Genomic DNA, 26,325 nt, shown 5'->3' on the forward strand with positions numbered 1-26,325 from the left:
CATCTATGCTATTATAAAAGATACCAATCGGTATCTTTTATAATAGACAGGGGTGGAAACCATAATGGAAACGACATGGTTTAAGGAATCCAGGTATGCATGGATTGGATTAGGATCTCTCTGGGTTATTGGATTTATTGGTGCATTGACTCGCTTCAGCTTGTCTTTTTTTCAGGTGCAAATATCGACGGATTTACAGATTAGCAGGGGATTCATCTCAATGGCATGGTCCACCAATTTATTCATCGTAGCCGTATGCGCGCCTTTGGGGGGCTGGCTCGTGGATCGTTATGGCACAAAGAAGATACTAATGTTAAGTGCAATCATGAGTACTTTGGGTACTGGTATTGTCGTGTTAGGCCACCATCCTATTGTCTTTTTTATTGGATACGGTGTTATCTCTGGTTTGGCAGGTATTGGGGCGACGACAAATTATATATTGATGTTTGAATGGTTTCGGCATCATCGGGCTAAGGCAATGGCCTTGCTGGCGAGTGCCTCTTCTGTAGGATTAGCGATTATTACACCCATTTTCGTATCCATGGACTGGCTGACTTGGAAAAACGCCTTTATGGCTTCTTTTATCCTAGGTGTTTGTGTAACACTTCCCGTAATTTGGTTAGGAATTAAGAGTTCACAACAGAAAAATACGGAGAGAGCTCCTTCGGATCGTTCAATAGAAGTCGAAGGTCAAGATACATCACCTAGAGTAACTCCACCGTCCAAAAAATTTATTTCTCTTCCTATCTTTGTCGTAGTCGCGATTGCGCTGTTCACCTGCGGTATCAATATGGGATCCGTCGAGATGAATTTGGTAGCCATACATCAGTTGGCAGATGTATCACCAAGCATGATCGCCTTATCTATGAGCATCCTTGGTATTATGGAAATCACGGGGGCACTCATTTGCGGCTATTTTCTGGACCGATACAATAAATTAATGATGATGTCTCTATTGTATGGCATTCGTATTATAGGTTTTGCTTTCCTCTTTATGCACTTGGGAAGTTCACCTATTCTTTTTGCTATAGCGTTCGGAATTACCTACTTAAGTGCATTACCAGGTGGAATGCTTGTCATTAATGAGTTTGCAAAGGGTAAAGGAAAACATACCGGTGTTCTACTTCTCATGCACCAGGGCGGCGGTATAGTAGGTGTATTAATCGGAGGCCTATCCTTCGATTATTTTGGGAATTATCAGAACTTAATTGTAGTTGATGTTATAATCTGTATCCTCGTAACGCTAGGGTACTTCGGATTATTCACGACACATAGAAGGAATCTTCGGATTCAAAATAAGAAGGTTGCAGTAAGTGAGGCACTTTGACTTAGATATGGAGGGATGTAAATATAACTGCGTGCATAATTGGCTATCTTGTCCTTCATATTATAGAGGGTACTCATCTAAGAACAAAGGAGAATATAATTTGCAGCAGCAACCACAGTTAGGAAGTATAACGATGGGCGGACAGCAGCTAGGTCATGGCGCTCACGAAATGTTCGATGTGCACGAGGTATTGTCCTGCCAGATCAATTTACTGGACCAGTTCATGATGTTCAGAACCTTTGTACAGGATCAAGAGCTATTGTCTATCTTGGATCGGCAGTACAATTTCATGCTGGATCAGTACAACTTGACCTGCCAATGCTTTAAGACAGGGCAAAAGCCAAGCCAGGAAACGGCTACCTATCTTATCCCGAATATGACACAGCCGGTTTACGGCCTCCAACCGGCCCCGCCCAAGAAGCCTAACTCGTCACTGGCGGATGTGAAAGATGCGGGCGTCAGCGGGTATATGCTGGGTCTAATCAAATCCCATGCCTCACTGCTGGCCATGTCTTCACCGGAAGTGACGAACCCAGCGTTGCGTCGGGTGCTGGCTTCACAGGTGCAGCATTTTATTGAAATGGGATATGAGTTGTTCCTTTATCAGAACAAACATGCCTATTATCAGGTTCCGCAGCTTCAGGTTTCAGTAATACAGCAGATGCTGGATGCCTATGTTCCCGCTGCCGGATCTCCTCAGATGCCCGTAAATAACTAGGGCGCTGACCATTCTAACTGTAGAAGACCCGACTCGCTTGTTGTTGAACAGGAAGTCGGGTCTTCTTTTGCCTGCCTAAGCCTATATCAGAATAAAATAACACCCGATAACGCATAGTAACACCAGACGGAGGGATATACATATGGGTACTCCAACTGGCAAGCTACCTTGGTGGCAGCTTACTTTATTTGGTGTAGGCTGCACGATTGGCACGGGATTCTTTCTTGGTTCCAGCATCGCTATCCGTAAGAGCGGATTATTGGTGTTGGTTATTTTTGTGTTGGCGGCTGTGGCAACTCTGTTCGTCTATGAGGCGCTGGCCCAAATGACTATACAAAATCCTCAAAAGGGCTCTTTTCGTAGTTATGCCAAAGAGGCTTTTGGCCGCTGGGCCGGGTTTGGCATGGGCTGGATCTATTGGTGCTCAGAAATTCTAATACTCGGCAGCACCTTGACTGCTTTGGGCCTGTTTTCGCGGGTCTGGTTTCCGAGTTGGCCGCTTTGGGTTTTTACCGCAATTTATGCTGTACTGGGTCTGCTGGTCATTATTCTAGGTAGCCAGGGGATTAACAAAGCGGAAAATCTATTCGCCATGATCAAAATCGCCGCGGTACTGATGTTCATCGTGGTCGCCGTGGTTGCCCTTTTGAGGGGAAGGGAGAATTGGGATACGGTTCACAGTTCGGCAGCATGGCTGAATAAAGGATGGATGGGTGCTTGGAAAGGGTTACTTTATGCGTTCTATGCTTTTGGGGGTATTGAGGTAATGGGCTTTATGGCGATGGACCTACGCGACTCAAAAGAAGCTCCGAAAGCAGGCAGGTTTATGCTGCTGGGCGTGACCCTGCTCTATGTACTGTCGATAGGACTTGCATTATTATTCGTGAGCCCTGAGAAAGTGAGACCTGATCAAAGCTCAATTATTGCTGCACTTGAAGCGATGGGACTACCTATTCTTGTATATGTACTGAACGGGGTAATGATCGTGGCCGGGTTCTCTATTTTAGTGGCTTCATTGTATGCGGTCTCGACTATGCTGGTAACCTTGGCCGAGGATAAAGATGCTCCTTCTTGGCTGGCGGTGACCAAAGGAAAAAGAAAGATGCCGCTCTACGCGCTTGGTATCAATATGCTGGGCCTGTGCGTGACAATTGTACTGAGCTTGTTTCTGCCAAAGCAAATTTTTGAGCATATCACCACGGCGGCCGGTCTAGTTATTTTGTACACATGGCTATTTATCCTTGCCTCTTTCCTTAAGTTATTGAGACCAAAGATGGGCGGTTGGATTAGATCCATGGTCGCTATGGCGCTGATCATTACTGCCGTGGCAGGTACACTTTTTGAAAAAGGGGGCCGTCCCGGCTTCTGGTCCAGCCTTCTGATCATCTGTGTCATTGCGTTGATTACCTGGTTTAGGGAGCACCTCTTGAAAAAACGCGGACAAACCTCATAAGCGCTTAAGAGTGAAATTTAATTCCTATTGCTTTGAACTTGTTCTTCATATAAGTATATGGACATTTAGACGGCGCACTTTCGTCATCTCGCAGAAAATATTGCTTCCATTCCAGACTATCCTCCTGCCCATACCATTGAAGGGAAGGATGTGCGGGAACACTATCGTAGTCAGCAAGCTTCTTACGGATCTGCTTCTTCATATTGCGCCCAAATGCGGTAGAATCGTTAATATTCTCAAATACCCAACGCGGTTGAAAGGCAATGACAAAATAAGGGGTATGGCGGCTTCTCCGCAGCTCATGTGCCGGGGTTGCGCAGAACGCGAAATACGGGTGCCCATCAAAGCAGAACTCCCACGAAGGATGGGAGGGATCTGTAGAAATTTCATTCGGCCAAGGCACCGTGTCTACCGCGCTGACGCGGCCCAGAATGGACCAGAACAAATTCTCATATTCCTCAATGGAGAAACCTTCCGCCAAATCTTCCGGAGTTTCAAAAAATAGAACAAGGGAAGCATATTTTCCGGTATCCCGCGAGCATTCCCCATATTGACGAAGTAATTGAGCGACCTCTATTGCAGACTCTTCACTTCGTGGATCAGCTACGAAGCCAAAACGCAAATGATTGGACAGAAACCCCTGACGTCCCGGAATACAGGGATATTTGCCTTCGGGATCTGCAATCATAGATGTAAATTGACGAAAAGCATCCTGCTGCCAGTACGTCAGCTCAGCTAGATGCTCATCGAGCCAGACCTTTGTGTTCAAATGGGCCATCCAAAAACACCCTCCTCGTTAGGTTCAAAACATCCTATGCGAAGGGAGGGAGATGGGTGAAGGCCTAGAAAAGCTCTTGCTTGTTAAACATATTAGCCAAACAACTGTATAAATGCCTGAGAACCGAAGTAGATGCCAAAACCAAGAAGGCAAATCCCCGCGGCAAGGGAAATGAACCGGAGCATAGAAGGGCCGGTGAACCGATGAAAGAAGCTAGACAGCATCGCCATCACCACATCCCAGAGTAGGATGCCGACAAAAATACCCATGCTGTTCCACAGCACCTGATCGAAATGTTGATTTTCTATGCTTTTGGCCAGAATGGAGCCGTAGATGCCTAACCAGAAGAGAATGCTGAGTGGGTTCATCAGTGCCATCAAAAAGCCAGTACGGAAGGCGCTAGTACTGGTCTGTGCACCACGCGAGGCGGATCCAGGCACGGCATTGATATTTTTCAAAGTGTCAATTCCGGTATAAAGGAGAACAAAGCTGCCGAATGTCCACAGGAAGGTTTTCATAAACGGGGTATTCAGAAAGTGGGCTAGTCCAAAGTAAATGAGTAGCATATACACTAAATCCGCACACATGGCTCCCAGTCCAATCATCCAGGATTGGAAAAATCCCATCCGTGCTCCCCGGTCGAGCTGGGCTGCATTGATGGGACCAATAGGTGCAGATAATGAAATGCCGAGTACTATATAGGTGAAAAAGCTATTCATGGTCATCGCTCCTTGAATGAGATGTTAACTTGTACAAGTCATTCTATTCAAGAAGTTGGTAAGTTAGAAGACGAGCCTTTTGGCACGAACCTCTTTGCGACATACCCTAAAGGATCTCCACGGCAATCGGTGTACATTTATACCCGTTGCAGACACTTTCGGAGCAGGGACAAGCCGATATGGCAATGATCAGATCCATCTCAGCCCGCAACTCAATATAATCCCCGGCTTTAGAAAGCGGTCGCTCCACGCTGACTTTTCCAGAAGGATCAATGACAGTATTCATAAAAAGATTAAACGGATAATGCTGATCGGGAGCGGGCAGGCCAAACTCCTCCAGCGCCTCATTCAGGTTATTGTAGCAGCTGTCGTGTTCCTTTTTGTTATACAGCACCTCATACATCTCGGGACGGCAGGCAGAGTTAATGAAATCATGGCGGCCCACAGTATCCTTAATAATCGTAAGCAGTGGTCTGTATTGGTTGGAATAGAGGATGTCCCCCGGAAGCACATTCATCTTGCCTAGAGCATCTATCGTCACACCAGGGTCAATTCGCTCATTAGGGCGAACGGCGTTATAAGCAGCGAAATCTGCTACCTGCTCTCCTTCTACATCGGTTACCCGGACGATCTGCCCTTTGTCCAACTTGAAGCCCAATCCCTTGGTTGCTGGAATCAGCCATTGTTGTTCGCTCATCAGTACTCTCCTTCGGGATAGTCATAGTCTGTGAGGGTTAGTATGGCTCTTTGCCAAAAAAGTCATACAAAGTATAGAGCTGTCTGGCGGCATCATAGAAAGAGTTCGTATTCGATTCGATGACAGTCTTTGAGGATCAGAATGACATTTATTTTGAAGGAAAACTCATTCGAAAGATCGCTCCACCATGCTCTCCGTTATGAGCGGATATAGTACCGTCGCACCGTTCAACAATTGCACGTGAAATGGCGAGTCCAAGTCCCGTTTCTCCATTCTTACCTTTAATAAAACGCTGAAATAGCTGAGGCAGTAATTGATCAGGAATACCTTGACCATCATCTATGACATCGATCTGCACTTGTCCATCCTGCTCCGAAATTTCTATATCCACGGCTTGTGATGCATGCCTGATCGCATTACTCATAATATTTAGTACCGCTTGTAATAGTTTTTCCGAATCTCCATGAATATGAAGCTTTCTCGGGTTATCCACTTCGTACTTTACTTTGATGTCAACTCTCTCATTTATAGCTAATGGACGTATTCGATCGGCGGTTTTATCGATTAATTGTTCTACTGACACTTCTTCTTGATCAAAAATACCATCTTCACTTTCAAGCTTGGCTAACAAGATCATCTCTGTAACAATTCCCTTAAGTCGTTCACATTCACTTGAGATGACATCAAGACCATTGTCAGCACGATCCCCGGTGAAAATACCATCTCGTATTCCCTCTGCATAACCTTGAATCGTCATTAGCGGGGTCTTAAGTTCATGAGAAGCATTCTGGAAAAATTGTCTTTGAGCATGATGGTATTGTTTAAGTTCTCCTGCGAGATGATGGACACTTTGGGCTACCTCACCAATTTCCCCGCCAGTTTGAATGAGCTGCACCTCATCGAATTGGCGTTTTTCAACTTTTTTGAGCTCAAGCTTTAATTTCTCAAGAGGAGTAACGAGACGTTTGGTAATAAATAAACTTAGGCCAAAGGCAATAATGCCCCCAATCACCATAATGAACATCATTCTTGTAAAAAGCTCTGATTGATATGATTTTACTTTGCTTAGCGGTGTAGACAAGACAAGGGTGGCTGCGGTTACAGCACTAGTTGGATCAAGATTCTGTGGATTAGAAGTTAAGGTCTCAACAATATATTTCTCCTGTCCATTTTCCCATAAATCCTGCTGATTGTGACTTGAGTGCTGTTCAATGAGCGGTAGCCATGTCTGTGTCTGCGCTTCAGTCATTGTACTAAATAATATATTACGATTCGGCTCTATGAGTAACGCATCGACGGATCTATTAATTTCTTGAGCCGGCTGTACGATAGCTGCTGCTGACTGAGAAGGTGTTAGGTCTTGAACAGGTAACGAATTGACCAACTCCATCATTGCACTGCCTTGTGATCTTAGCTCTTCTCTTTGATTATTGATTAGTGTGTCCATTAGTAGAGGATAAACGAATGTAGCTGTAAGCACGAGTACGCATACCAGTAATATTCCAAATGATAAATGAAGCTTATAGATTAGTTTCATGTTATGTCTTCACTCCATCCACGCGCATTCGATAACCATAGCCCCAAACGGTTTCAAGAGGCAGGTCTTCCATTTTACGACGAAGTCTTTTGACTAAATCGTCAATTGCCCGATCGCTGCCGAAATAGTCATCCCCCCACACTAATGTTAACAACTCATTGCGAGAAAAAGCTCGATTCGGTTGCGCTGCTAAGGTATGAAGCAATGAAAATTCCTTCACCGTCATTTCAATTTCTTTAGACCTCCAGTAAACCAGACGACTATCTAATACTAGACGAAGCTCATCGATGATGAGGTCGTTTGATTTAGAAGAGACTATACTCTGTTCTGATCTTTCTGTAAGGCAGTTAAGCCGATGGAATAAACGATTTACTCGTGCGACCAGCTCACGTGGGCTGAAAGGCTTAGTTAAATAATCATCGCTTCCAAGCTCAAGTCCAAGTATCTTATCTACTTCCTCATCACGAGCAGAGATCATAATAATAGGAACTTCGGCTTCCTTGCGAATTTGTTTGCAGAATTCATAGCCATTCATACCTGGAAGCATGATGTCTAGAATCCACATATCCGGGCGCTCTGTGTTCCATAACATGAGCGCTTCTTCTGCTGAACCTAACGATAGGGTGCTATAGCCTTCCTTCTGTAAATAATTCTCAACGATATCTCTTATATGACAATCATCTTCAACGATTGCGATTTGATAGTTCTTCATCAACAGACCTCCTGACCAATACATCTATTATTCTAACAAAGTTGTCCTTTCAAGCGGGCTTTTCCATACTTTTTCCACAATTGCTCCAAATTAATACCGAAGCTGATCTATAGAATAGTTATTTGTACGGTAAACATGTTGCTTGTATGGAACAAGCTCGAAAGGAGGTTGAGGCTGTGAGAATTTCATATTTGGCTCGCAAGGAGATTCTTGTGGCGTTCTGCTTTCTTGCTCCGAGTTTGATCGGGTTTGCACTATTTTATTTGATTCCGTTTGGTCAAAGTGTTGTATTTTCATTTGAGAATCCAAGTGGTGAGGCAGGGTTATCGTTTGCCAATTATCAGAGCCTATTAGCTAGCTCGTCCTTTCAAAAGGCGGCAGGGAATACATTCTGGTTCACAATAATTGGTGTTCCGATCCTTATTCTGTTGTCACTTGCTCTTGCCATGCTGCTTAACAAACGAGTCTATCTTCGGAATTGGCTGCGTACCTCATATGTACTGCCACTGGTTGTTCCAGTAGCGTCAATTGTGCTCGTATGGCAGATCCTATTCGACTGGAATGGTTTTTTCAATCATGCATTAGAGTGGATTGGAATTGAGCGGATCGATTGGATGAAATCAGAGTGGGCGCAATGGGTCATTATTTTTATCTATGTATGGAAAAACATTGGCTATAATGTGGTTCTATTCTTGGCTGGACTGCAAAATATCCCAGATCAATATTATGAGATAGCAAACCTGGAAGGTGCAAGCTGGGCTCGTAAGCACCAGATCACCTTGATTTATTTAATACCGACAGGATTTTTAGTGATGCTGATGTCGATTCTGAACTCATTCAAGGTATTTCGGGAAATTTATTTAGTTGCGGGTGACTATCCTCATGACAGTATCTATATGCTTCAGCACTATATGAACAATATGTTCTTATCGCTCGATATTCAGAAGCTGTCGGCTGCAGCTTTCTTAATGGTGCTCTGTATTTTAGTCATTGTGTTGATGCTCTTCCGAGTTGAACATAAGTTCCGTTCATTTATGGAGTAAAGGGAGGGGTGTAGATGAACAAGAAACAGATAAGAACACTGCTACTTACTATTATCTTAGCCGTAATCGCGCTGGTAATGCTATTTCCGGTTGTGCTCACAATGGTAAGCTCCTTGATGACGGAGAAGGAAATTATGCTGAATTACGGCATGTTAGGTAATACACAGATGAACGATTTTGTGAATTTGAAGCTGATTCCAGATTGGGTTTCGCTGGAGCAATTTTATAAGGTGCTTATTTCAACCTCGCAATTTCTTCGTATGTTCTGGAACTCTGTATTTATGGTGTTTCCAATCATTATAGGCCAGGTCGTGGTGGCAACATTAGCGGCATTTGCATTTGCTAAGCTGCGATTTCCTGGCAGAGAGCCCTTATTTATTGTGTATCTGATCACGATGCTCATGCCGTTCCAGGTCACGCTTGTACCGAACTATATCATGTCCGATCGGCTAGGGCTGATTAATAGTCCAAGCTCCATTATATTACCAGGGATATTTGCGGCGTTTGGTGTATTCTTGCTCAGACAATTTATGCTCCAAATTCCAACGGCATATATGGAAGCAGCCCAAATGGATGGGGCAGGTTACTTCCGATCCTTTATCAGGATTGTCTTGCCTATGGTTAAACCTGGAATGGCAGCGCTTGTTGTTCTGCTGTTTGCAGATTACTGGAATATGGTGGAGCAGCCCCTGATCTTTCTGCAGGATGCCAATTTACAGCCCTTGTCCATTTTTCTATCTCGCCTGCAGGAAGATGCGCTTGGGGTATCCTTTGCGGCTGCGGTCTTGTATATGATGCCTATGATTCTCTTGTTTCTTTTGGCGGAACGGTATTTTATTGAGGGCATAGAGCTTTCTGGAATTAAAGGATAGGGGAAATGAGATGACAAGCACATCTAAGCGACAACGATTAACGGCTGCTTTGTTTGTATTATTCTTTGCGATATTGGCTGGTTTGACTTTCTTTAGCAGCACACTCGAAACGATGACGCTGCCCAAAGTAGTTACGGAGAAACCTACCTCGAAATCATTAGTTCATCAGGTTAAAGGGAGTGGAGTCTTAACACCTCGGAAGCAGGTGGATTTGTTGAATGAGACTGGCTCTAAAATTGTGAAGGTTCATGTAAAAGAGAATGCTGAGGTTAAGAAGGGGCAAAAGCTCGTGACATTTGATAGCTCTGATCTGGATGAACAGATCTATCAAGAGGAAACGGCGCTTAAGAAACAAAAGCTAAATCGGGAGATTCTCGAGGAGGATATGCTCAATGCATTGATAGGTGGTGATGAGCAAGTGATTGCCAAGGCAGAGCGAGCTCTTGAACTGGATAGTATGGATCTTGAACTGGCGCAAAGAAAGATGAATAAGCTGCGCAAAGATAAAGCGGATAAACAGACACTGACTGCCCCCTTTGATGGAAAAGTCACAAAGATTACAGCAGAGGATAGTATGAATGCTTCACAAGGGGGGACAATCCTGACCTTAATGGATAGTGGTAAGGGCTTCGAATTTTCATTTGCTGTCGAGTCGGATAATACGGCATTATTCGAGATTGGATCTAAGGTTTCTGTTCGATTGCAGAAAGACAATACACTGGTTAACGGTGTAATTGAAGAGATTAAAGCTGCATCCCAAGAGAGCAGTGAAGAAGATTCATCCGATAAATCCAGTTATCAGGTTGTCGTTTCTGTCTCCGATGATGGTATTAAAGGCGGCGAACAAGTCAGTCTAGATATAAAGAAGGAGTCAAATGAAAAAGGTTATGTGTTACCAAAGAAATGGGTTCATAAAGATACAACAGGGAGCTATGTCTTTGTAATTGAGGAGAAGAAAAGCTCACTCGGCAATATGTTTAATGCACGCAAGGCTTATATTGTAACGGGTGATTCAACCGAGGATGAGATTGTAGCTGTGAGCGGGTTAAGTCCTGATGATGAGATCATTATTGAATCAAGTGAACCACTTCAGGAAGGTAATCGAATCCGAGTATATTGAAGGGAATGAATGAATTTGAAAAGAAGATGGTTTTTATCCTTATTAGCAATGATAGTCGTATTATCGGGATGCTCTAGCAGCAGCGTGGGATCAGGTACAGAAGGATCAACTAATGAACAATCAGACCAGAATGGCAATAAGATTGAGATTGCGACCATGGCGGTAACTCCTTATTTAGATGAGGCGGTTAAGCAATATAAAAAAATTCGCCCAGATATACAAATTGAAATCAAAGAGTATCTAGCCAGACCTCAAACGAATGAAGATGGAATGAGTCAATCAGGAGAAGCATTCTCAAAGGGCGATGTTGAGAAGTATATACAAACAGTGAGCACACAGATGATGTCTGGCAAAGGGGCGGACATGATCGTAATGAACGATCTACCACAGGACAAATATGTCGCCAAGAACATGCTGACTAATTTCTATGATCTGATGGATAAGGATGCTGACTTTGATCGAAATCAGTACTATCAGAATATTTTTGAGGGCTCCCAAGATGGTAATGGTTTGTATGCAATGCCATTCTCATTTGTCATCGACGCGCTAACTGGGAATACAGAGTTGTTAGAACAAGCTAACATTAAAATCGATGATCAGACATGGACATGGGATGAGTTTAAAGATATTTCCAAGAAGCTTAAGGGAAAAGTTGGTGAGGATTATTTCGCATTTGTTAATCTATTCCCGATTCAAATGTTAGCGGAGTATATAGAAGCTAATTATGATAAGCTCATTGATCAAGGTCAAGCGAATTTCGATTCCGATCTGTTTCGAGACATGATGAAGCAAATCAAATCGATGTATGATGAGGGCGTACTTAGTAATGATTTTACGTACGACTATACCAAAACCTTGTTCAACAATGCTAACCTTTTCGATCCAATAGGAGGCCTGTCCCAAGTCCTTGATCCAAAGCTTAAACTATATCAAAAGCCAACAGTAAATGGAAAATATAGTGGAACTTCATTTAAGTCATATTTCACTTTAGGTATTAACAGCAAATCTAAGGTTCAAGATGAAGCTTGGAACTTTATTAAGTTCATGCTTTCCGAGGAAATGCAATCTTCATCAGTCGTACAAGGGTTTGCGATGCATAAGGGAGTTGTGGAGAAACAGCTTAATGATGCTAAGCAGCAGGCAGTAGCGGGAACACTACCTCTTCTAGAACAGAAGTTTGATGCTGAGACTGTAGAAAGTAAAATCCAAGAATTACATCAGCTTCTAGATGGAGCAAGTAGGAATTTATCTAGTGATCATAAGGTCGTTTCAATTGCAATTGAAGAATTTGATTCATATATGAGTGGTCAGAAATCCGCTGAAGACGTCAGCAAGCTGATTCAAAATCGAGTCAACACTTACATTAACGAGTAAATAGAACGTTCTAATCGAGAGGCGCTCAATCATTTAACGGTGATTGAACGCCTTTTGTTTATTTTGCAGGAATCATCCCATTTGTCGTTGAATATATCCCGTTAACCGTATTGCGTATTCGAGATACGCAGCCACAGGAGGAGAACAGCATTGAAATCGACTACCGTTCAAAGCCTTACAGAGACGTTTAAGCTGGAAGTGCTTGCAGGTGCTAGCTGCATGGATCGTGAAATCACTCGTTCAAAGGCGCATAGACCTGGTCTGGAGTTCGTGGGTTACTTTGATTTTTTCCCAACGAAGCGGGTACAAGTATTGGGCTGCAAGGAAATCAATTATCTGTTAACCCTAAGCGTTGAAGAGCGCAAGTTACATATTGGTAATATCGTCAAGTATCATCCACCATGCTTTATTGTGACGACAGGTCAGCAGGAGATTCCTTATTTAACTCTATTCTGCGAAGAAGAGGGCATCCCGTTGCTTCGGACGCAGGAGACGACGACAGAGATCATCGCAAAGATTGATACCTATCTGGTGAAGGCGCTGGCGCCAGAGCTTTCAATTCATGGAGTATGTGTAAACGTGTCTGGTATAGGTGTCCTACTCAGAGGCAAGTCAGGGATTGGAAAAAGCGAAACCGCGCATACGCTTATTAGAAGAGGTCATCGGTTTGTGGCGGATGATATCGTGGTGCTGAAGAAGCTGGGACCGGCGACGCTTCTCGGCACACATAACGAGACGACCCGCGAATTCCTAGCGCTGCGCAGTATTGGTCTGATCAATGTTGTACGCCAGTACGGGCGTAGAGCTTTTCAGGATGAGACGCGAATTGTACTCGACATCGAATTGTCTCCTTGGCGAGAAAATTCCTTGAATAATGAGCTCGAACTGGAGCCGAAGTTCACAGACTATCTCGGTGTCCAAATTCCGCATATTGAAATCCAGCTTCAGCCCGGCCGTGACGTAGCCGGCCTAATTGAAGCTGCCGCCAACAACTGGTATCTGAAGCAGCTTGGCTATAGCGCCGTTGAAGAGTTTATGCAGAGGATTGAAAACAAGCAATGAGGGGTGCTCATGAATTTGTGTATACGTAACAGACCGCAGAAGAGCTATGTGGTCTGTTTTTTTAACTAAATTTCGCCTTTGATGCGTGATTGGCTGGGCATAGGCTATAAATGGTATAATTTCTAATAGGTATTTTGAGTGATCGTTACTAGGAGGTATTAATGATGAGTGATGAGCTATTGGGAAAATTGGATACTTGGCATGAAGAGGATGAATTTCAAGAAATCGTGGATGCAATAACGGAAATTCCTGAAGAGGAAAGAGATTATGTTCTAACTAGTCATTTGGGCAGAGCGCTTAATAATCTCGGGCAATATGAAGAAGCTTTAGAGCAGTATTTGAGCATTGAAGAAGAGGGTGAAGGTGACCCGCTTTGGCATTACCGTATCGGAGTTTCCTATTATTATCTGAAGCGGTACGACGAAGCTTTAAAAGCATTTACAATTGCAGACGAGCTAGAGCCTGATGATGAGGACACCTTGGAGTTTTTGGGATGGATCAAACGAAAATTGGCTAAGAAAGCTACGAAAAAGCCTGTGAATAAACCTGCAAAGAAGCCTGTAGTAGCGATCGACACCACCAACTTTTGGGATGACAGCGAGTATGCGTTCTCAGAATATATCTCTGAATCGCCTACAGATGCATTGATTGCTTCAGTAGAAGAAGAGCTGGTTTTTAAGCTGCCAAAATACTACGTTGAAATGATGAAGCTACATAATGGGGGAATTCCTCATAACACTCGGTACCCAATTCCGGGAACAGAAGAATTTATTACGATTTCAGGGATCCTTGGAATTGGACGAGATAAGAATAAGTCGCTGTGTGGAGCTTCAGGCAGCCGGACTGTGATTGAAAATGGACGTTATCCTGAGGTTGGTGTGGTGATTTGTGATTGTCCTTCTGAGAATGAAGTAATCATGCTGGATTACCGCGAGTTTGGAAATGATGGCGAACCCGAGGTTATCCATGTAGATCGAGATAACAAATACAAGATCACACGCTTGGCTGACAATTTTGAGTCCTTTATCGGTGGACTGGTGAAATAGTGGATTCGGCGATTTAGCTGAATGTGGGGCTGATAAATCAGCCAAATAAACGATCGAAAAAAACAGAGCAGCGGTTCTCCTATAATGGAGGCAGCTGCTCTGTTTTTTAGTCTGCTCAATTGTCGCTATTAAACACCTTGGACTGAAGCACATCGAGTGCTCGGTTGATTTCTTCCAGTTCTTCAGTAGAAGAATCCTTAATCCGGTCCAGGAAACGTTCGCCGATCTGTTCAAAAGCTTTGTTCATCATCGCTTGTCCAGCGTCAGACAACCGAATCATTTGCTTACGCCGATCTTCTGCGACATCCAGCTTTTCGCAAAGATTCTTTTCTGTTAATTTCTTGAGCTCACGGCTCGTGTTCGGCATAGAGATATTCTTACAATCACTAATTTGACTGAGGGTAACAGGCTGGCTGACCGCAATATACTCCAGAATACTATATTGAACGGGCGTAATACCTTCCGGTCTAACATCTTTGGTTAAGTCGAATGTTACTTCATGGACTGCCGTCGTAAAGGTCACTAATTTATGAAAAAACGCTTCTTTGTCCATAACGATCACCTCTTAGTGTAAACTTTAACAAAATAATTATCATAATACAATTATCATTTGACAACTAAATAAAGGTTATGATACGATTTTGTTATCAAATGATAATTAAAGAGGTGGACCAATGAACGTTTTAGTCATCTATACTCATCCGAATCATAAAAGTTTAAGTTATGCTTTTCTCAATAAAGTCATTCAAGGAAGTAATGAAAATCGAAAGATCACGAACATCGAGGTGCTTGATCTATATGAAGAGCAATTTGATCCGGTGCTGGTCTTTAACGAAAATAAACGTAGAAGAGACATGCATATCGATCCCAAGTTTGAGAAGTATCGTGAGCAGATTCGTCAGGCAGACAAAATTGTGTTTGTGTATCCGATCTGGTGGGGCCGGCCTCCAGCCATGCTGCTCGGGTATATTGATCAAATGTTTGCCTCTAATTTTGCTTATAGAGAAAAGGGCGGCCTTATCCCCGAAGGGCTGCTGAAAGGGAAGTCCGTGGTTTGTATTTCCAGCATGAAGGGGCCAACCCTTTATCCTTTATATTGGTTAAACAATTCCCATAAGGTGCTGATGAGAAAAGCATTATTTCAATATTGCGGTATGAAAAAAGTGAAGTTTTTCGAGTTTGGGAATATGGAGAGTCCAAAAGGTAAACATGACAAAAAGCTAAATCAGGTCTATCAATATTTCAAAGCTGTGGCTAATTAATTCTCAAAGATAACGGATTGATGATTATTTGGACTCGTTATAAAGATAGGCAACATAATCCTGCAGAACTGAGGTATGGTCCATTTGTCGCAGCATAGTCCCGATATTCCCACGGTGATAGCTGCCATGGTTTACTACGTGGAAGATAGCACCGGAAATGGATGTCTCAAGTGATCCCATGGTTGGATGATCTAACACAACGGTGGGGTCCTTATCTATTTGACTAGCCAGCACCATTTTATTTTTGCTGGTTAGCTCACGATAGAGGACATCCATTTCTTCAATATCTTTTATAGCTAATAAGGGCTCTAATTGGGCAGCTGATGCTTTAGCTTCATTCCTAGTTCGCCCTACAATCAAGTCAAACCAAATGTTCTCCACGACATAAATATGCGTCACAACCTTCGCTACCGAAGAAAAACCGCTCTGGATATCCTTATGATAAATGTCTTTAGGCAGCTCCTTTAAGCGATGGATGATTGTTTGATTAGCCCATACATTGTAGTCATACATTTCTAACGTCGGATGTTTCTCCATGAGTTTCTCCCCCTAAGATTATAGATACGTTAATTATACCCATTCCAAAAATGTTCGGTACAATTTAGAGATGTTTATTATAGGATCCTTTGTCCAAAGTAAACCAAAATACAGACGACAGCGATAAAGCAGAGGAGTAACCAATTCACTAGCTTCATTCCCATCTAAACCGTACCTGCCTTGATCATTGTTAAATCCTCGCCGCTTACTTGTTTGATTAAGTTCATTACCTTAAAGGCTCCTCTGCCATTCTCATAAGGTTTCATTTTATCTTTGTAAGTAGAGCGGTTCTTGTATACCTTCATTATCGAATGAACAAAGCTTTGAGTGGTCATCTCTTCTTCAAGTAACATTTCAGCGAGTCCAGTTTGTTGAAAATACTCCGCTTGGGCAAGTTGACCAGAGCGGCTCCCGCCATTCGTGTGAGGAATTAATAACATTGGCTTTTGCATAGTAAGAAGCTCCATCATAGAGTTTGAGCCTGCACGAGATACGACAACATCCGCCATAGCTAATAAATGCGGCAGCTCACAGCTTGTAATGAATTCATACGATTTGTAGCCTGACATTGAGAGGTGATAATTAACCTTTCCCTCCCCGCAAATATGAACCACTTGAAATTTGTCTATCAACTCAGCGAGTACATTGTTCACCATTTGGTTAATGCTATGTGCCCCTTGGCTTCCTCCCATAATGAGAAGAACAGGCTTAACAGAGGTAAATCCGCAAAAGGCAAAACCGCGTTGTTTATCAGCTAATTTGAATTGCTCCTTCAAGAGCGGTCCCACATGAACGGCCTTGAGAGAAGCAGATTTGGTTACAGTATCCAGAAAATTTGTACACAGATGAGTGGCAAACGGAAGTGAGATTTTATTAGCTAGTCCAAGATTTAAGTCTGGTTCATAAATAATGATGGGCACTTTGTTGAGTTTGGCTCCAATCACGACGGGTACAGAAACAAATCCACCTTTAGAAAAAATCACACCAGGTTTGATGGTTCGTAGGAGTCGGTAAGATTGAAAGATGCCCTTCATGATTTTGAATACATCAGTTACATTCTTCCAATCGAAGTAGCGTCTCAATTTCCCTGTGGAAATGGGATGGTAGGTTACCTCCTCCTTGTAGTCAGACAAAAGCTTACGCTCAATCCCGTGTTCGGAGCCTATATAATGAACGTCCCAATCCTCAGCTAGACAGTTAGGAATCAACACCAGGTTCCCTGATACATGGCCTGCGGAGCCTCCACCTGTAAATACGATCGAGGTACTCATGCTAGAAACCCACCTTGTTGTAACATTTCTTTTATCGCAGGTTTGCTCATCAACACATGATTGGAATCATAGCTCTGGAAGTCCACAGGCGGGCAAGAGGCATAAGCTTCCTGTAAACCTTCTATAGGAAAAGGAGGAAGAATCACATAATAGTGATCATCCAGATGTATAGATGAGGCGCTCTCGAATTCCGAAATTAGGGCCTCACTTAAGCTTTCACCGGGACGTATCCCCGTTTCCTTGATTTGGATCGTGCTAGTTGATAAGTCATCAATTAAGACTTGGGCAAGATCCTTAATGCTGCAAGCAGGCATTTTGGTCACAAAGACTTCTCCACCTCTGCTTTCTTCTGTTGCTTTAAGGAGTAGGGTAATTGCATCATCTATGGTTAAGAAAAAACGAGTCATTCTAGCATCTGTAAGGGAAATGTCTACTCCATCCACAATACTTTGTTTGAAAATAGGCACCACGCTACCCGTTGAGCCAAGTACATTGCCACTTCTCACACATACAAACTGAGTTTTGGTTTGTCTGAGATTGGCATGGACCATTAGCTTTTCACCGAGTGATTTTGTCATTCCGTAGGTGCTCGATGGTTGCGCTGCTTTATCGGTTGAAACATAGACTACTTTTTTTACGCCATGTTTAATAGCGGCTTGAATCACATGCTGAGTTCCGAGTACGTTAGTCTTCATCGCACTGTCTGGTTGTTGTTCGCAGATCGGGACATGCTTCAAGGCCGCTAAATGATAGATATAATCTACCTGATGGCAAGCTTGCATCAGTTCTTGCTTATCACGTATATCACCGATGATGAACGTTAGTTTGGGATTATGATGATATTCCTGTTGTAGTTCTACTTGAAGTGACTCATTGCGGGAAAATATTCTGATTTCTTTTGGGTCTCTTTCCAATAACCGTTTCACGAGTTGTCGTCCCCAAGATCCGGTTCCACCGGTAATTAATATGGTTGTATTTTGCACGGTTTGTTCCTCCTATGATCTTAGCTACACAATAATCATAGTGTTCATATGTTACGTGAATATGGCAAAGTGAAAGCTCTTAAAATCAAAAAAAGGTTAAAGAACCCTTATAACAGGTCCCTTAACCCTTCATTTAACTTCTAATAGCCATCGGTTTGTTTACCGGATTGCTCCGCAATTTCCGCGCCTTCTCGATTATCTGAAGTACCTAGATGTTTGTGGTCGGCTTTGGCTTGAGCAAGACCTTCAGCCACTCGACGACCGTAGTCTGGATCAGCTTTTGTGAAGTGTTCGATCATATTATTTTGAATTACAGGCGCACATATTTTCAGTGCATCGACCAGGTTATGAATCAATTCATCCCGTTCCCAATCCTCGAACTTGCGATAGGTATCTCCAGCTTGCCCGAAGTCATTTGTACGATTGATTTTCTCGCGAACTAGTCTGTCATTATACATCGGTTGATGGTCTTTGCCAGAAGGGGCTGCCTCCTTTAACCCGCCAAGCGAGGAAGGTTCGTAATTCACATGTGGGTTTTGCTCAGGCGCCTTATCCACATGATAAGTCATTTGCCCATCCCGCTGATTCGTTGCTACCCTTGTCTTTGGAGCGTTGATCGGTAATTGAATGTAGTTGGCGCCCACCCGGTGCCGCTGGGTATCCGAATAGGAGAACGTCCGGCCTTGCAGCAACTTGTCATCCGAGAAATCAAGACCGTCTACCAGAACTCCAGTCCCGAAAGCGACCTGTTCGACCTCGGCAAAATAATTGTCTGGGTTTCGATCCAGAACCATCTTCCCTACAGGTAAAAATGGAAAACGTTCATGATCCCAAAGCTTAGTAGGATCGAGTGGATCAAAATCGAGCTCAGGATGCTCATCGTCACTCAGGATTTGCACACAAAGCTCCCATTCAGGGTAATCCTTGCGCGCAATAGCCTCATATAGATCCTGCGTAGCATGGCTGACGTTTTTGGCTTGTATATCCTCAGCGGCTTGCTGAGTTAGATTCTTAATGCCATGTTTCAGCGGCTCCCAATGGTATTTGATTAAGACAGCTTCGCCGTTTTCATTCACCCATTTATAGGTATTAACTCCAGACCCCTGCATCTGCCGATAGTTGGCTGGAATCCCCCAAGGAGAGAACAGGAATGTAATCATATGAGTAGCTTCAGGAGAGTTCGATACGAAATCAAACATCCGCTCTGGGTTTTGCAGATTGGTCACGGGATCTGGCTTGAAAGCATGCACCATGTCGGGAAATTTCAGCGGATCACGGATAAAGAAAATCTTCAGATTGTTGCCGACCAAGTCCCAGTTGCCATCCTCTGTATAGAACTTTGTGGCGAAGCCACGTGGATCACGAAAGGTCTCCGGAGAGTACACGCCATGAACCACTGTTGAAAACCTTACGAATACAGGTGTTTTTTTGCCTGCTTCTTGAAAAAGCTTAGCACGCGTATACTTCGAGACGGGTTCATCGCCTACTTTTCCATAAGCTTCAAAATACCCGTGGGCTCCTGCACCCCTAGCATGCACAACACGTTCCGGAATACGCTCTCGATCAAAATGAGATATTTTCTCGATAAAGTGGTAGTTTTCGAGCGTCGAGGGCCCGCGATTTCCTACCGTTCGTATATTTTGATTATCTGTAATGGGATGTCCCTGTCGATCCGTTAAAATCATATCTTCTTTTTCCTTATCCATATGACAAAACTCCACCTCTCTTCAGATATGAATAGTATTTTCTACCATAATTCTGAAAAGTATGCGAAATCCACTGACAAGAGATGTTATGAAAGTTACAATTTTTATTGGCATTTGAAATAATGACTGTTATATTTGAAAATACTATGTGTTATAAGCTTAGCAACTTGGTATCGACAGAATGGAGAGGCGGAATTACATGCAACAATTTTTAGATAGTATGATTAGCGTAACAAATGATTTTTTATGGTCGAAAATACTGGTGATCCTTCTTATTGCTTGTGGTCTTTATTTCACCGTAAGATCGAAATTTGTACAGTTTGGTATGTTCAAAGAAATGTTTCGGGTTCTTAAAGGATCCAATGAAAGGTCAAAAGATAGTATTTCATCCTTTCAGGCCTTCTGCATTAGTATGGCGGCGAGGGTAGGGACAGGTAATATAACGGGAATCGCAATTGCTATTGCCATAGGTGGTCCAGGGGCTATTTTCTGGATGTGGGTGATTGCCATTATTGGATCAGCGTCCGGTTTTATAGAAAGCACTTTGGCACAGGTATATAAAGTGAAGGATAAGACCGGATTTCGCGGTGGACCTGCCTATTATATGGAGAAAGGCCTGAACAAGCGCTGGATGGGTGCGATATTCGCGGTTCTGATTACATTATCCTTCGGGCTTGTATTTAACGCGGTCCAATCGAATACGGTCACAGTGGCCTTTGAGAATTCATTTGGCACCAATCGGGCCATTCTTGGGCTTGTAATGGCTGCTGCCTTTGCGCTGGTTATCTTTGGCGGTGTTAAGCGTATCGCAAGAATGTCCGAATATATTGTAGTGGTAATGGCAGGAATCTATATTGGGGCTGCTCTTATTATTATGCTGATTAATATTACAGAACTCCCAGGAGTTTTCGCACTCATTGTGAAAAGTGCCTTTGGATTTGAACAAGTCGCTGGTGGCTCTCTTGGTGCAGTAATTCTACAGGGCGTGAAGCGTGGTTTGTTCTCTAACGAAGCGGGTATGGGTAGTGCGCCTAATGCTGCGGCAACGGCAACTACGAGTCATCCGGTGAAGCAAGGGCTAATGCAAGCGCTAGGCGTACTCACAGATACGTTACTTATTTGTTCGAGTACGGCGTTCATTATCTTGTTGTCTGATGCCTATAAGCAGCCAGGGCTGGACGGAATCAAGCTGACACAAGCCGCATTAAGCGAGCATATTGGTTCGTGGGCATCCGGATCACTAGCGATTATGATTTTTTTGTTTGCTTTCAGCACGTTAATTGGAAATTATTATTACGGTGAAACCAATATAGAATTTTTGAATTCCAACAAAAAGGTATTACTATTCTATAGATACAGTGTTTTGGCAATGATTATTTTTGGTTCCGTAGCAAAGGTTCAATTGGTATGGGATTTGGCCGACTTATTTATGGGCTTCATGGTTATCGTGAATTTGATTGCCATCCTGCTATTATCTAAAGTGGCCTTTGCCGCCTTGAAGGATTATAAAAAGCAGAAACGTGAAGGGAAGGATCCTGTTTTCTATAAAGACAGCATTCCGGGGCTCGAGAACGTTGAAGGTTGGGGCAATTCTTCAGATATAAAAAGATAGAAATGTATTTGAAGGGCTCAGGAGACTGAGCTCTTTTTGCTGTCAGATTACAAAAACGAGCCTTTAGAATTGCTTCTAAGGCTCGTTTTGCGTACAGTATTTTAAATTAGTCCTGCTTAATATAGTTTATCCTGCAGCCCAAACATCTAATTCAATTTTCAATTCAGGTAAACCTAATCCTTTAACATAAGCAATGGTCATTGAAGGAGGTGTCATCCCGAATACTTTATTCCAAATTCCATAGAAATGATCCCAATCGATTTCTTCTGTGGCCCAAATGTTGATTTTGATTACGTTATCGGGAGTCAACTTTTGAGAAGAGAGGACTTCTACAATATTACTCATCGTATTTGTTACTTGTTGATTAAAATCTGTAGGGATATTACTGTTTTGATCGATTCCAATTTGACCAGAAAATACATACATTTCAGCGTTTCTGCTTATTTTTGTTACATGACTGTAGTTACCAACGGGTTTCGCAATATTTTCTGGATTATATCTTGTGATCACATTATTATTTAAATTCATTTTTATGAAGTCTCCTTTAAATAGAAGATACATAACGATAGCTAGGTTATATATCTCCACTGTTTTTTAGTTTTAATTTTTGACAGACTTATCCTATCAATCATTAATTCTAGAAAAAAACAGCAGTAGAATACCCAATACCAAAAGATAAATATTTTAGGGATCTCTTTTTCATTAGGTATTCCTCCTTCATATTTAAAGTAAGATAACTTCATCAGAATGATAACATTAATCCATGTGGGACGGCAACTTTGCCTCCTCCGGCACAACATGACAAGGATCTTTTTTTGCTGTATTTTATGAAAACTTCAATGCTTTTTTTGAAAAAAAGCAAAAAACACTTACATTAACGGATATTATGTTGTTATAATTACAAACAGACCGGTTGGTATGTTAGGGGGAATACGTAATTATGGATACAAAATCACTAATGATTGAGAAGGCGACACTCCTTTTTCAACAAAAAGGTTACAAGAGTGTAGGCGTTAGTGAAATTTTAAAAGCTTGTGATGTTACCAAAGGTGCGCTCTATCATCATTTTCCAAATGGAAAAGAAGAACTATTAATTGCTTGTCTAAAGAGCCTAAAGGAAGCAATCACAATAGATATGGAGGACATTTTCAAAAAGCATTCTTCTACGCAAGAGGCCACGCAATTCATGCTTAATAAGTTAATTCACAACTTGGAAACCGAGGGCAAGCTTACAGGCTATACATTTAGCAGTATTGTCAGTGAAATGGCTACGGTCAGTGAGCCTGTCCGCCAAGCATGTAACTCACTTTATGAGAACATTCAGGCTATTTACTACACGAAGCTTGCAACTGAAGGCTTCTCGAATGAACTAGCTTCTGATATTGCTTTATTGATGACAACCTCGATTGAGGGTGCGATCATGCTGTGTCAAACACAGCGATCTACTGCACCTTTAAAGACTATTGCGAAACTATTACCGACAATTTTGAAAGGAAGAACATCATGAATCTAGAAACAAGATTACCGAGAAACGGCAAAGAGGGGGCATTATACGGTGCAATTATTTGTACACTAACCGTTCTGTTTATGTCTTCATTAAATATCATTTTAGCGGTTGGAGAATTTAATGGGGAAGTTGCTTTATCGATCCTTAAGGTGTTTCCGATCATTTGGGTCATTGTTATGATTATAGAGCCTGTTGTTATTGGGCGTATCGCAGAAAAGCTGACAGCTAAATTCACACAACCTAGCGATAGCTTCAACGCCAAAATTCTGTTTCGCATTCTTTTCACCGTACTAGGAATGTCATTTGTGATGACCTTTATTGGAGACATTATCGGAAACGGATTGAGTTCTGAAACGTTCAATCACTTCTTAGCGAATTGGCCAAGAAATTTCCTAATCGTACTGATCGCTGAAAGTATAGTGATCCAACCTTTTGCACGATTTGTGATGGTAAAGCTACATGCTTCTCAGGATAAAAAGAATTCCAGCGCCGCTGGTATAACTGTAAATGGATTATCGGAACAAAACTCATAACATAACTATGCTCTCAGGCGAAGCGTTTTGTTTGAGAGCTTTTCTATTACCGTATATAATGATATTTTAGTTGAATCATTGAAACCCTCCTATATAACAAAGAAAACTTAACAATGAAAGGTAATATTGAACATGATGATCTATAGTCGTCTTGCCATAATGATGCCCCCATTTCCCTAGCTAGGCTCATATTCTTGTTGCTGTTCGAGGATATAAGCTTGTAGGAGGGCGAATTTAATATGAAAAAATATGCAGCACCATCTTTACTGCTAATGATTGTTCTTGTGGCTTTTCCGCAAATTAGTGAGACGATCTACACTCCATCGTTGCCGGATATTGCGGTAGCACTTGGGGTCTCTAATAGTTCTGTACAGTTAACATTAAGTATATATTTTATCGGATTTGCTTTAGGTGTTTTGTGTTGGGGTTGGCTCTCTGATTTCATCGGACGGAGACCTGCCATGCTAGGTGGCCTCATTGTATATGGTATTGGAAGCTTGATGTGTTTTTACTCGGAATCCATTACTCTACTTCTGGTCAGCCGTTTCATTCAAGCATTTGGAGCAGCAACTGGCTCTATCATTACGCAAACCATTCTTCGGGAGAGTGTATCCGGGAATAAGCGGCATGCCATGTTTGCCCAAATCTCGGCGGTGATCGCTTTTACTCCAGCAGTAGGGCCGCTTATTGGCGGATGGGTGGATCAAGCTTTTGGTTTTCGAGCGGTTTTCTTTACATTAGTGATGATGAGTGTGTTGTTATTTGTGTATGCTTTTTGGAAGCTGCCAGAAACGACTGATGTTTCCGCGAGAAAAAAGGTGGCTATTCTACCTATCGTTAAAAGAATGCTCTCATTGCCACGTGTACTAGTGTTTGGGTTACTGATCGGGGGCATCAATGGAGTTTTATTTAGCTACTATGCGGAAGCACCCTTTATATTTATTGAACACTTTAACATTTCACCGGGAGTATATGGTTTTCTAGGCATTGTTGTGGCTTTGGCATCGATAGTGGGAGCAATGATGTCCAAGAGATTATTGAGTCTCTATGCCGCAGAAAAAATAATTCACATCGGCTGTTTAGTGATGACCAGTGGGGCTTTGCTATTAACAATCGTAAGCAGCCTTGCCTCGTTGCCGAATATGATGTTGATGGTATGCATTCTAATAACCCTTTTTGTCATGTTAATGGGGGCCGGTATCGCTTTACCTAATTGTCTAAGTCTTGCGCTTGTCAATTTTCAGGATGTTGTGGGAACAGCAGGTGCGATCTTCAGTTTGGGATATTACTTATTAGTTAGTTTGGCGACATGGGGAATGAGCGCCCTGCATAATGGTTCATTACTGACGATGCCCATCTATTTCTTAGGGATTAGCGGCGGAATGTGGTTATTAAGTAAAAAGTTTATTGTAGCGGAATAGAATGTACTTCTTAGTTATTTGATTAGAAGGAGATATGGAACGGGGTATCCATAAATGAATGGCAGTCTGGAACTTTTTGAGTTCCGGACTGCTTTTTATTTGTTAGTCCACTTCCGGTACAATGACTTGGATATGACGAGGGAGAACACTTAGCGTAATTGGTAAAATCGGACCTTCTTCACCATCCACATTGGTTTTTACGGCTTCTGGAGAGCTCACAGTCACATTTTGGGCCGTGAAATAGACAACGTCTTTATGATCCTTAAGGCTGCCAAGTAGTAAAGAAATACTGGCTGTAATGGTATTGAGTATACTGAGGTCTTGAATAATAAAACAGTGAAGCAGACCATCGTCAACCTCAGCATCAGGTATCAGATTCTCGAATCCGCCAACGGAGTTGGTTAACACGGCGAGAAAAAGCGGGGAATCGCCTTGCCATGTCTTCTCGTCATAATGAATGACAAGAGGGTGGGGGGAGGTGCTTGTAAGTTGTTTTAGGCCTTCTTTCAAATATGCCAAAGAGCCGAGCTTAGTTTTCTCTTCGATTGAAACGGAGGATAAAGATCCGGCGATTGAACCTACTGCAACAACGTTGCCAAATAAGCGGTCATTCAAGCAACCAACATCCACTGTCTTTACGTTAGAAGAAGCAAGGGTTTGAATGGCTATTTCGGGATTCAGCGGAATCTGTAACGCGCGGGCAAAATCATTAACCGTTCCTAAAGGGACTACACCTAACTTTGGGTGTTGTTTCTGATTCATAAGACCATTAATAGTCTCGTGAAGCGTGCCATCCCCGCCAATGGAGACGACTAGATCGTAACACTCCTCACAGGCAGTGATACAATAACGAGTTGCATCTAGTTCTTTTGCCGTCTCCTTAATCGTAACCAAGTAGCCTTGATCAGCTAGAACTCTTTCTGCATATCTGACATATTCGCCAGCTTCTTCTTTACCAGATGAGGGGTTAATAATAATCATAGCTTGCCGCATAGGGATTATCCTCTCTTGTTCAATCTAATAGCCTATTAGATG

25 protein-coding genes and 1 pseudogene are annotated in these 26,325 nt (G+C 42.6%); 14 read left to right on the forward strand and 12 right to left on the reverse strand.

The window, feature by feature from the left end; translation table 11 throughout:
• The first annotated feature begins 64 nt into the window (after positions 1 to 64).
• From ACFWMP_RS21245 to ACFWMP_RS21255, 3 genes are all read left to right on the forward strand, one after another.
• A complete protein-coding gene (locus ACFWMP_RS21245; RefSeq protein ID WP_339244079.1) occupies positions 65 to 1,327 on the forward strand; it encodes an MFS transporter in 1,263 nt (420 codons plus the stop codon).
• A 133-nt stretch (positions 1,328 to 1,460) separates the two neighbouring features.
• Positions 1,461 to 2,045, forward strand: a complete 585-nt coding sequence (locus tag ACFWMP_RS21250) for a spore coat protein (protein ID WP_042194715.1) — start codon at positions 1,461 to 1,463, stop codon at positions 2,043 to 2,045.
• Positions 2,046 to 2,187: 142 nt separating this feature from the next.
• Positions 2,188 to 3,498 (forward strand): amino acid permease, encoded by a 1,311-nt coding sequence (locus ACFWMP_RS21255; protein ID WP_379424648.1) that lies wholly within the window; start codon positions 2,188 to 2,190, stop codon positions 3,496 to 3,498.
• Positions 3,499 to 3,502: 4 nt separating this feature from the next.
• Here ACFWMP_RS21255 and ACFWMP_RS21260 read toward each other — a convergent pair whose 3' ends face one another.
• From ACFWMP_RS21260 to ACFWMP_RS21280, 5 genes are all read right to left on the reverse strand, one after another.
• A complete protein-coding gene (locus ACFWMP_RS21260) occupies positions 3,503 to 4,276 on the reverse strand; it encodes a YqcI/YcgG family protein (protein WP_379424649.1) in 774 nt (257 codons plus the stop codon).
• A 92-nt stretch (positions 4,277 to 4,368) separates the two neighbouring features.
• The gene (locus ACFWMP_RS21265) at positions 4,369 to 4,995 is read right to left on the reverse strand and encodes a LysE family transporter (protein ID WP_340973498.1); all 627 of its coding nucleotides are present in this window, start codon (positions 4,993 to 4,995) and stop codon (positions 4,369 to 4,371) included.
• A gap of 106 nt (positions 4,996 to 5,101) precedes the next feature.
• Positions 5,102 to 5,692 carry a DUF1989 domain-containing protein gene (locus tag ACFWMP_RS21270; RefSeq protein ID WP_076298061.1) on the reverse strand — a complete coding sequence of 197 codons (591 nt, stop codon included), beginning with the start codon at positions 5,690 to 5,692 and terminating at the stop codon, positions 5,102 to 5,104.
• 148 nt (positions 5,693 to 5,840) lie between these two features.
• Positions 5,841 to 7,229 carry a sensor histidine kinase gene (locus ACFWMP_RS21275; RefSeq protein ID WP_379424650.1) on the reverse strand — a complete coding sequence of 463 codons (1,389 nt, stop codon included), beginning with the start codon at positions 7,227 to 7,229 and terminating at the stop codon, positions 5,841 to 5,843.
• A gap of 1 nt (position 7,230) precedes the next feature.
• Entirely contained in the window at positions 7,231 to 7,941 is a 711-nt protein-coding gene (locus tag ACFWMP_RS21280; protein ID WP_076284998.1) for a response regulator transcription factor, read from the reverse strand.
• A 146-nt stretch (positions 7,942 to 8,087) separates the two neighbouring features.
• Between ACFWMP_RS21280 and ACFWMP_RS21285 the strand changes: the two genes are divergently transcribed.
• From ACFWMP_RS21285 to ACFWMP_RS21310, 6 genes are all read left to right on the forward strand, one after another.
• Positions 8,088 to 8,984: a carbohydrate ABC transporter permease gene (locus ACFWMP_RS21285; protein ID WP_379424651.1), complete on the forward strand. Its 897-nt coding sequence runs from the start codon at positions 8,088 to 8,090 to the stop codon at positions 8,982 to 8,984.
• Positions 8,985 to 8,998: 14 nt separating this feature from the next.
• Positions 8,999 to 9,856 (forward strand): carbohydrate ABC transporter permease, encoded by an 858-nt coding sequence (locus tag ACFWMP_RS21290; protein ID WP_339244068.1) that lies wholly within the window; start codon positions 8,999 to 9,001, stop codon positions 9,854 to 9,856.
• A gap of 10 nt (positions 9,857 to 9,866) precedes the next feature.
• The gene (locus tag ACFWMP_RS21295; RefSeq protein WP_379424652.1) at positions 9,867 to 10,976 is read left to right on the forward strand and encodes an efflux RND transporter periplasmic adaptor subunit; all 1,110 of its coding nucleotides are present in this window, start codon (positions 9,867 to 9,869) and stop codon (positions 10,974 to 10,976) included.
• 48 nt (positions 10,977 to 11,024) lie between these two features.
• Positions 11,025 to 12,350, forward strand: a complete 1,326-nt coding sequence (locus ACFWMP_RS21300) for an ABC transporter substrate-binding protein (protein WP_379424653.1) — start codon at positions 11,025 to 11,027, stop codon at positions 12,348 to 12,350.
• 150 nt (positions 12,351 to 12,500) lie between these two features.
• Positions 12,501 to 13,412 carry an HPr(Ser) kinase/phosphatase gene (gene hprK, locus ACFWMP_RS21305; protein ID WP_042192937.1) on the forward strand — a complete coding sequence of 304 codons (912 nt, stop codon included), beginning with the start codon at positions 12,501 to 12,503 and terminating at the stop codon, positions 13,410 to 13,412.
• Positions 13,413 to 13,576: 164 nt separating this feature from the next.
• Complete coding sequence (locus ACFWMP_RS21310; protein WP_042192935.1) at positions 13,577 to 14,458, forward strand: SMI1/KNR4 family protein; 882 nt, start codon at positions 13,577 to 13,579, stop codon at positions 14,456 to 14,458.
• A gap of 115 nt (positions 14,459 to 14,573) precedes the next feature.
• Here ACFWMP_RS21310 and ACFWMP_RS21315 read toward each other — a convergent pair whose 3' ends face one another.
• On the reverse strand, positions 14,574 to 15,011 hold the full coding sequence (locus ACFWMP_RS21315; RefSeq protein ID WP_042192933.1) for a MarR family winged helix-turn-helix transcriptional regulator: 438 nt from the start codon (positions 15,009 to 15,011) through the stop codon (positions 14,574 to 14,576).
• Between the two features lie 121 nt (positions 15,012 to 15,132).
• Between ACFWMP_RS21315 and ACFWMP_RS21320 the strand changes: the two genes are divergently transcribed.
• Entirely contained in the window at positions 15,133 to 15,720 is a 588-nt protein-coding gene (locus ACFWMP_RS21320; RefSeq protein WP_042192931.1) for an NAD(P)H-dependent oxidoreductase, read from the forward strand.
• A gap of 24 nt (positions 15,721 to 15,744) precedes the next feature.
• On the opposite strand, the gene ACFWMP_RS21325 is transcribed toward ACFWMP_RS21320, so the two are convergent.
• The 4 genes and pseudogenes from ACFWMP_RS21325 to ACFWMP_RS21340 form a co-directional block, all read right to left on the reverse strand.
• A complete protein-coding gene (locus ACFWMP_RS21325; protein WP_379424654.1) occupies positions 15,745 to 16,257 on the reverse strand; it encodes a DinB family protein in 513 nt (170 codons plus the stop codon).
• A gap of 164 nt (positions 16,258 to 16,421) precedes the next feature.
• A complete protein-coding gene (locus tag ACFWMP_RS21330; protein ID WP_042192927.1) occupies positions 16,422 to 17,528 on the reverse strand; it encodes an undecaprenyldiphospho-muramoylpentapeptide beta-N-acetylglucosaminyltransferase in 1,107 nt (368 codons plus the stop codon).
• The gene (locus tag ACFWMP_RS21335; RefSeq protein WP_042192925.1) at positions 17,525 to 18,511 is read right to left on the reverse strand and encodes an SDR family NAD(P)-dependent oxidoreductase; all 987 of its coding nucleotides are present in this window, start codon (positions 18,509 to 18,511) and stop codon (positions 17,525 to 17,527) included. The genes ACFWMP_RS21330 and ACFWMP_RS21335 overlap by 4 nt, the downstream gene beginning before the upstream one ends.
• A gap of 140 nt (positions 18,512 to 18,651) precedes the next feature.
• Positions 18,652 to 20,190 (reverse strand): annotated as a pseudogene (locus tag ACFWMP_RS21340) (catalase); the annotation flags it as partial.
• 226 nt (positions 20,191 to 20,416) lie between these two features.
• Here ACFWMP_RS21340 and ACFWMP_RS21345 point away from each other — a divergent pair.
• Positions 20,417 to 21,829 (forward strand): alanine/glycine:cation symporter family protein, encoded by a 1,413-nt coding sequence (locus ACFWMP_RS21345; protein ID WP_379424655.1) that lies wholly within the window; start codon positions 20,417 to 20,419, stop codon positions 21,827 to 21,829.
• A gap of 126 nt (positions 21,830 to 21,955) precedes the next feature.
• On the opposite strand, the gene ACFWMP_RS21350 is transcribed toward ACFWMP_RS21345, so the two are convergent.
• Positions 21,956 to 22,357: a RidA family protein gene (locus tag ACFWMP_RS21350; protein WP_076284986.1), complete on the reverse strand. Its 402-nt coding sequence runs from the start codon at positions 22,355 to 22,357 to the stop codon at positions 21,956 to 21,958.
• 412 nt (positions 22,358 to 22,769) lie between these two features.
• Between ACFWMP_RS21350 and ACFWMP_RS21355 the strand changes: the two genes are divergently transcribed.
• From ACFWMP_RS21355 to ACFWMP_RS21365, 3 genes are all read left to right on the forward strand, one after another.
• The gene (locus tag ACFWMP_RS21355) at positions 22,770 to 23,336 is read left to right on the forward strand and encodes a TetR/AcrR family transcriptional regulator (RefSeq protein ID WP_042192916.1); all 567 of its coding nucleotides are present in this window, start codon (positions 22,770 to 22,772) and stop codon (positions 23,334 to 23,336) included.
• Positions 23,333 to 23,869 (forward strand): DUF2798 domain-containing protein, encoded by a 537-nt coding sequence (locus tag ACFWMP_RS21360; RefSeq protein ID WP_379424656.1) that lies wholly within the window; start codon positions 23,333 to 23,335, stop codon positions 23,867 to 23,869. The genes ACFWMP_RS21355 and ACFWMP_RS21360 overlap by 4 nt, the downstream gene beginning before the upstream one ends.
• 239 nt (positions 23,870 to 24,108) lie before the next feature.
• On the forward strand, positions 24,109 to 25,290 hold the full coding sequence (locus ACFWMP_RS21365) for a multidrug effflux MFS transporter (protein ID WP_339244046.1): 1,182 nt from the start codon (positions 24,109 to 24,111) through the stop codon (positions 25,288 to 25,290).
• A 102-nt stretch (positions 25,291 to 25,392) separates the two neighbouring features.
• Here the strand turns inward: ACFWMP_RS21365 and ACFWMP_RS21370 are convergent, their stop codons facing one another.
• Positions 25,393 to 26,283 carry a diacylglycerol/lipid kinase family protein gene (locus ACFWMP_RS21370; RefSeq protein ID WP_339244045.1) on the reverse strand — a complete coding sequence of 297 codons (891 nt, stop codon included), beginning with the start codon at positions 26,281 to 26,283 and terminating at the stop codon, positions 25,393 to 25,395.
• Between the last annotated feature and the right edge of the window lie 42 nt (positions 26,284 to 26,325).

Origin of the sequence: Paenibacillus sp. NPDC058367 (assembly GCF_042723305.1) — a bacterium.
Lineage (GTDB): Bacteria > Bacillota > Bacilli > Paenibacillales > Paenibacillaceae > Paenibacillus_AQ.

What these genes read in the sequence shown, in the direction of transcription:
- ACFWMP_RS21355 (WP_042192916.1), top strand. Translation starts at nt 22,770, where the DNA reads ATGGATACAAAATCACTAATGATTGAGAAGGCGACACTCCTTTTTCAA.
- ACFWMP_RS21275 (WP_379424650.1), bottom strand. Translation starts at nt 7,229, where the DNA reads ATGAAACTAATCTATAAGCTTCATTTATCATTTGGAATATTACTGGTA.
- ACFWMP_RS21370 (WP_339244045.1), bottom strand. Translation starts at nt 26,283, where the DNA reads ATGCGGCAAGCTATGATTATTATTAACCCCTCATCTGGTAAAGAAGAA.
- ACFWMP_RS21265 (WP_340973498.1), bottom strand. Translation starts at nt 4,995, where the DNA reads ATGAATAGCTTTTTCACCTATATAGTACTCGGCATTTCATTATCTGCA.
- ACFWMP_RS21260 (WP_379424649.1), bottom strand. Translation starts at nt 4,276, where the DNA reads ATGGCCCATTTGAACACAAAGGTCTGGCTCGATGAGCATCTAGCTGAG.
- ACFWMP_RS21280 (WP_076284998.1), bottom strand. Translation starts at nt 7,941, where the DNA reads ATGAAGAACTATCAAATCGCAATCGTTGAAGATGATTGTCATATAAGA.
- ACFWMP_RS21245 (WP_339244079.1), top strand. Translation starts at nt 65, where the DNA reads ATGGAAACGACATGGTTTAAGGAATCCAGGTATGCATGGATTGGATTA.
- ACFWMP_RS21325 (WP_379424654.1), bottom strand. Translation starts at nt 16,257, where the DNA reads ATGGAGAAACATCCGACGTTAGAAATGTATGACTACAATGTATGGGCT.
- ACFWMP_RS21330 (WP_042192927.1), bottom strand. Translation starts at nt 17,528, where the DNA reads ATGAGTACCTCGATCGTATTTACAGGTGGAGGCTCCGCAGGCCATGTA.
- ACFWMP_RS21285 (WP_379424651.1), top strand. Translation starts at nt 8,088, where the DNA reads ATGGAACAAGCTCGAAAGGAGGTTGAGGCTGTGAGAATTTCATATTTG.
- ACFWMP_RS21250 (WP_042194715.1), top strand. Translation starts at nt 1,461, where the DNA reads ATGGGCGGACAGCAGCTAGGTCATGGCGCTCACGAAATGTTCGATGTG.
- ACFWMP_RS21290 (WP_339244068.1), top strand. Translation starts at nt 8,999, where the DNA reads ATGAACAAGAAACAGATAAGAACACTGCTACTTACTATTATCTTAGCC.
- ACFWMP_RS21345 (WP_379424655.1), top strand. Translation starts at nt 20,417, where the DNA reads ATGCAACAATTTTTAGATAGTATGATTAGCGTAACAAATGATTTTTTA.
- ACFWMP_RS21350 (WP_076284986.1), bottom strand. Translation starts at nt 22,357, where the DNA reads ATGAATTTAAATAATAATGTGATCACAAGATATAATCCAGAAAATATT.
- ACFWMP_RS21320 (WP_042192931.1), top strand. Translation starts at nt 15,133, where the DNA reads ATGAACGTTTTAGTCATCTATACTCATCCGAATCATAAAAGTTTAAGT.
- ACFWMP_RS21315 (WP_042192933.1), bottom strand. Translation starts at nt 15,011, where the DNA reads ATGGACAAAGAAGCGTTTTTTCATAAATTAGTGACCTTTACGACGGCA.
- ACFWMP_RS21295 (WP_379424652.1), top strand. Translation starts at nt 9,867, where the DNA reads ATGACAAGCACATCTAAGCGACAACGATTAACGGCTGCTTTGTTTGTA.
- ACFWMP_RS21300 (WP_379424653.1), top strand. Translation starts at nt 11,025, where the DNA reads ATGATAGTCGTATTATCGGGATGCTCTAGCAGCAGCGTGGGATCAGGT.
- ACFWMP_RS21365 (WP_339244046.1), top strand. Translation starts at nt 24,109, where the DNA reads ATGAAAAAATATGCAGCACCATCTTTACTGCTAATGATTGTTCTTGTG.
- ACFWMP_RS21255 (WP_379424648.1), top strand. Translation starts at nt 2,188, where the DNA reads ATGGGTACTCCAACTGGCAAGCTACCTTGGTGGCAGCTTACTTTATTT.
- ACFWMP_RS21270 (WP_076298061.1), bottom strand. Translation starts at nt 5,692, where the DNA reads ATGAGCGAACAACAATGGCTGATTCCAGCAACCAAGGGATTGGGCTTC.
- ACFWMP_RS21310 (WP_042192935.1), top strand. Translation starts at nt 13,577, where the DNA reads ATGAGTGATGAGCTATTGGGAAAATTGGATACTTGGCATGAAGAGGAT.
- ACFWMP_RS21360 (WP_379424656.1), top strand. Translation starts at nt 23,333, where the DNA reads ATGAATCTAGAAACAAGATTACCGAGAAACGGCAAAGAGGGGGCATTA.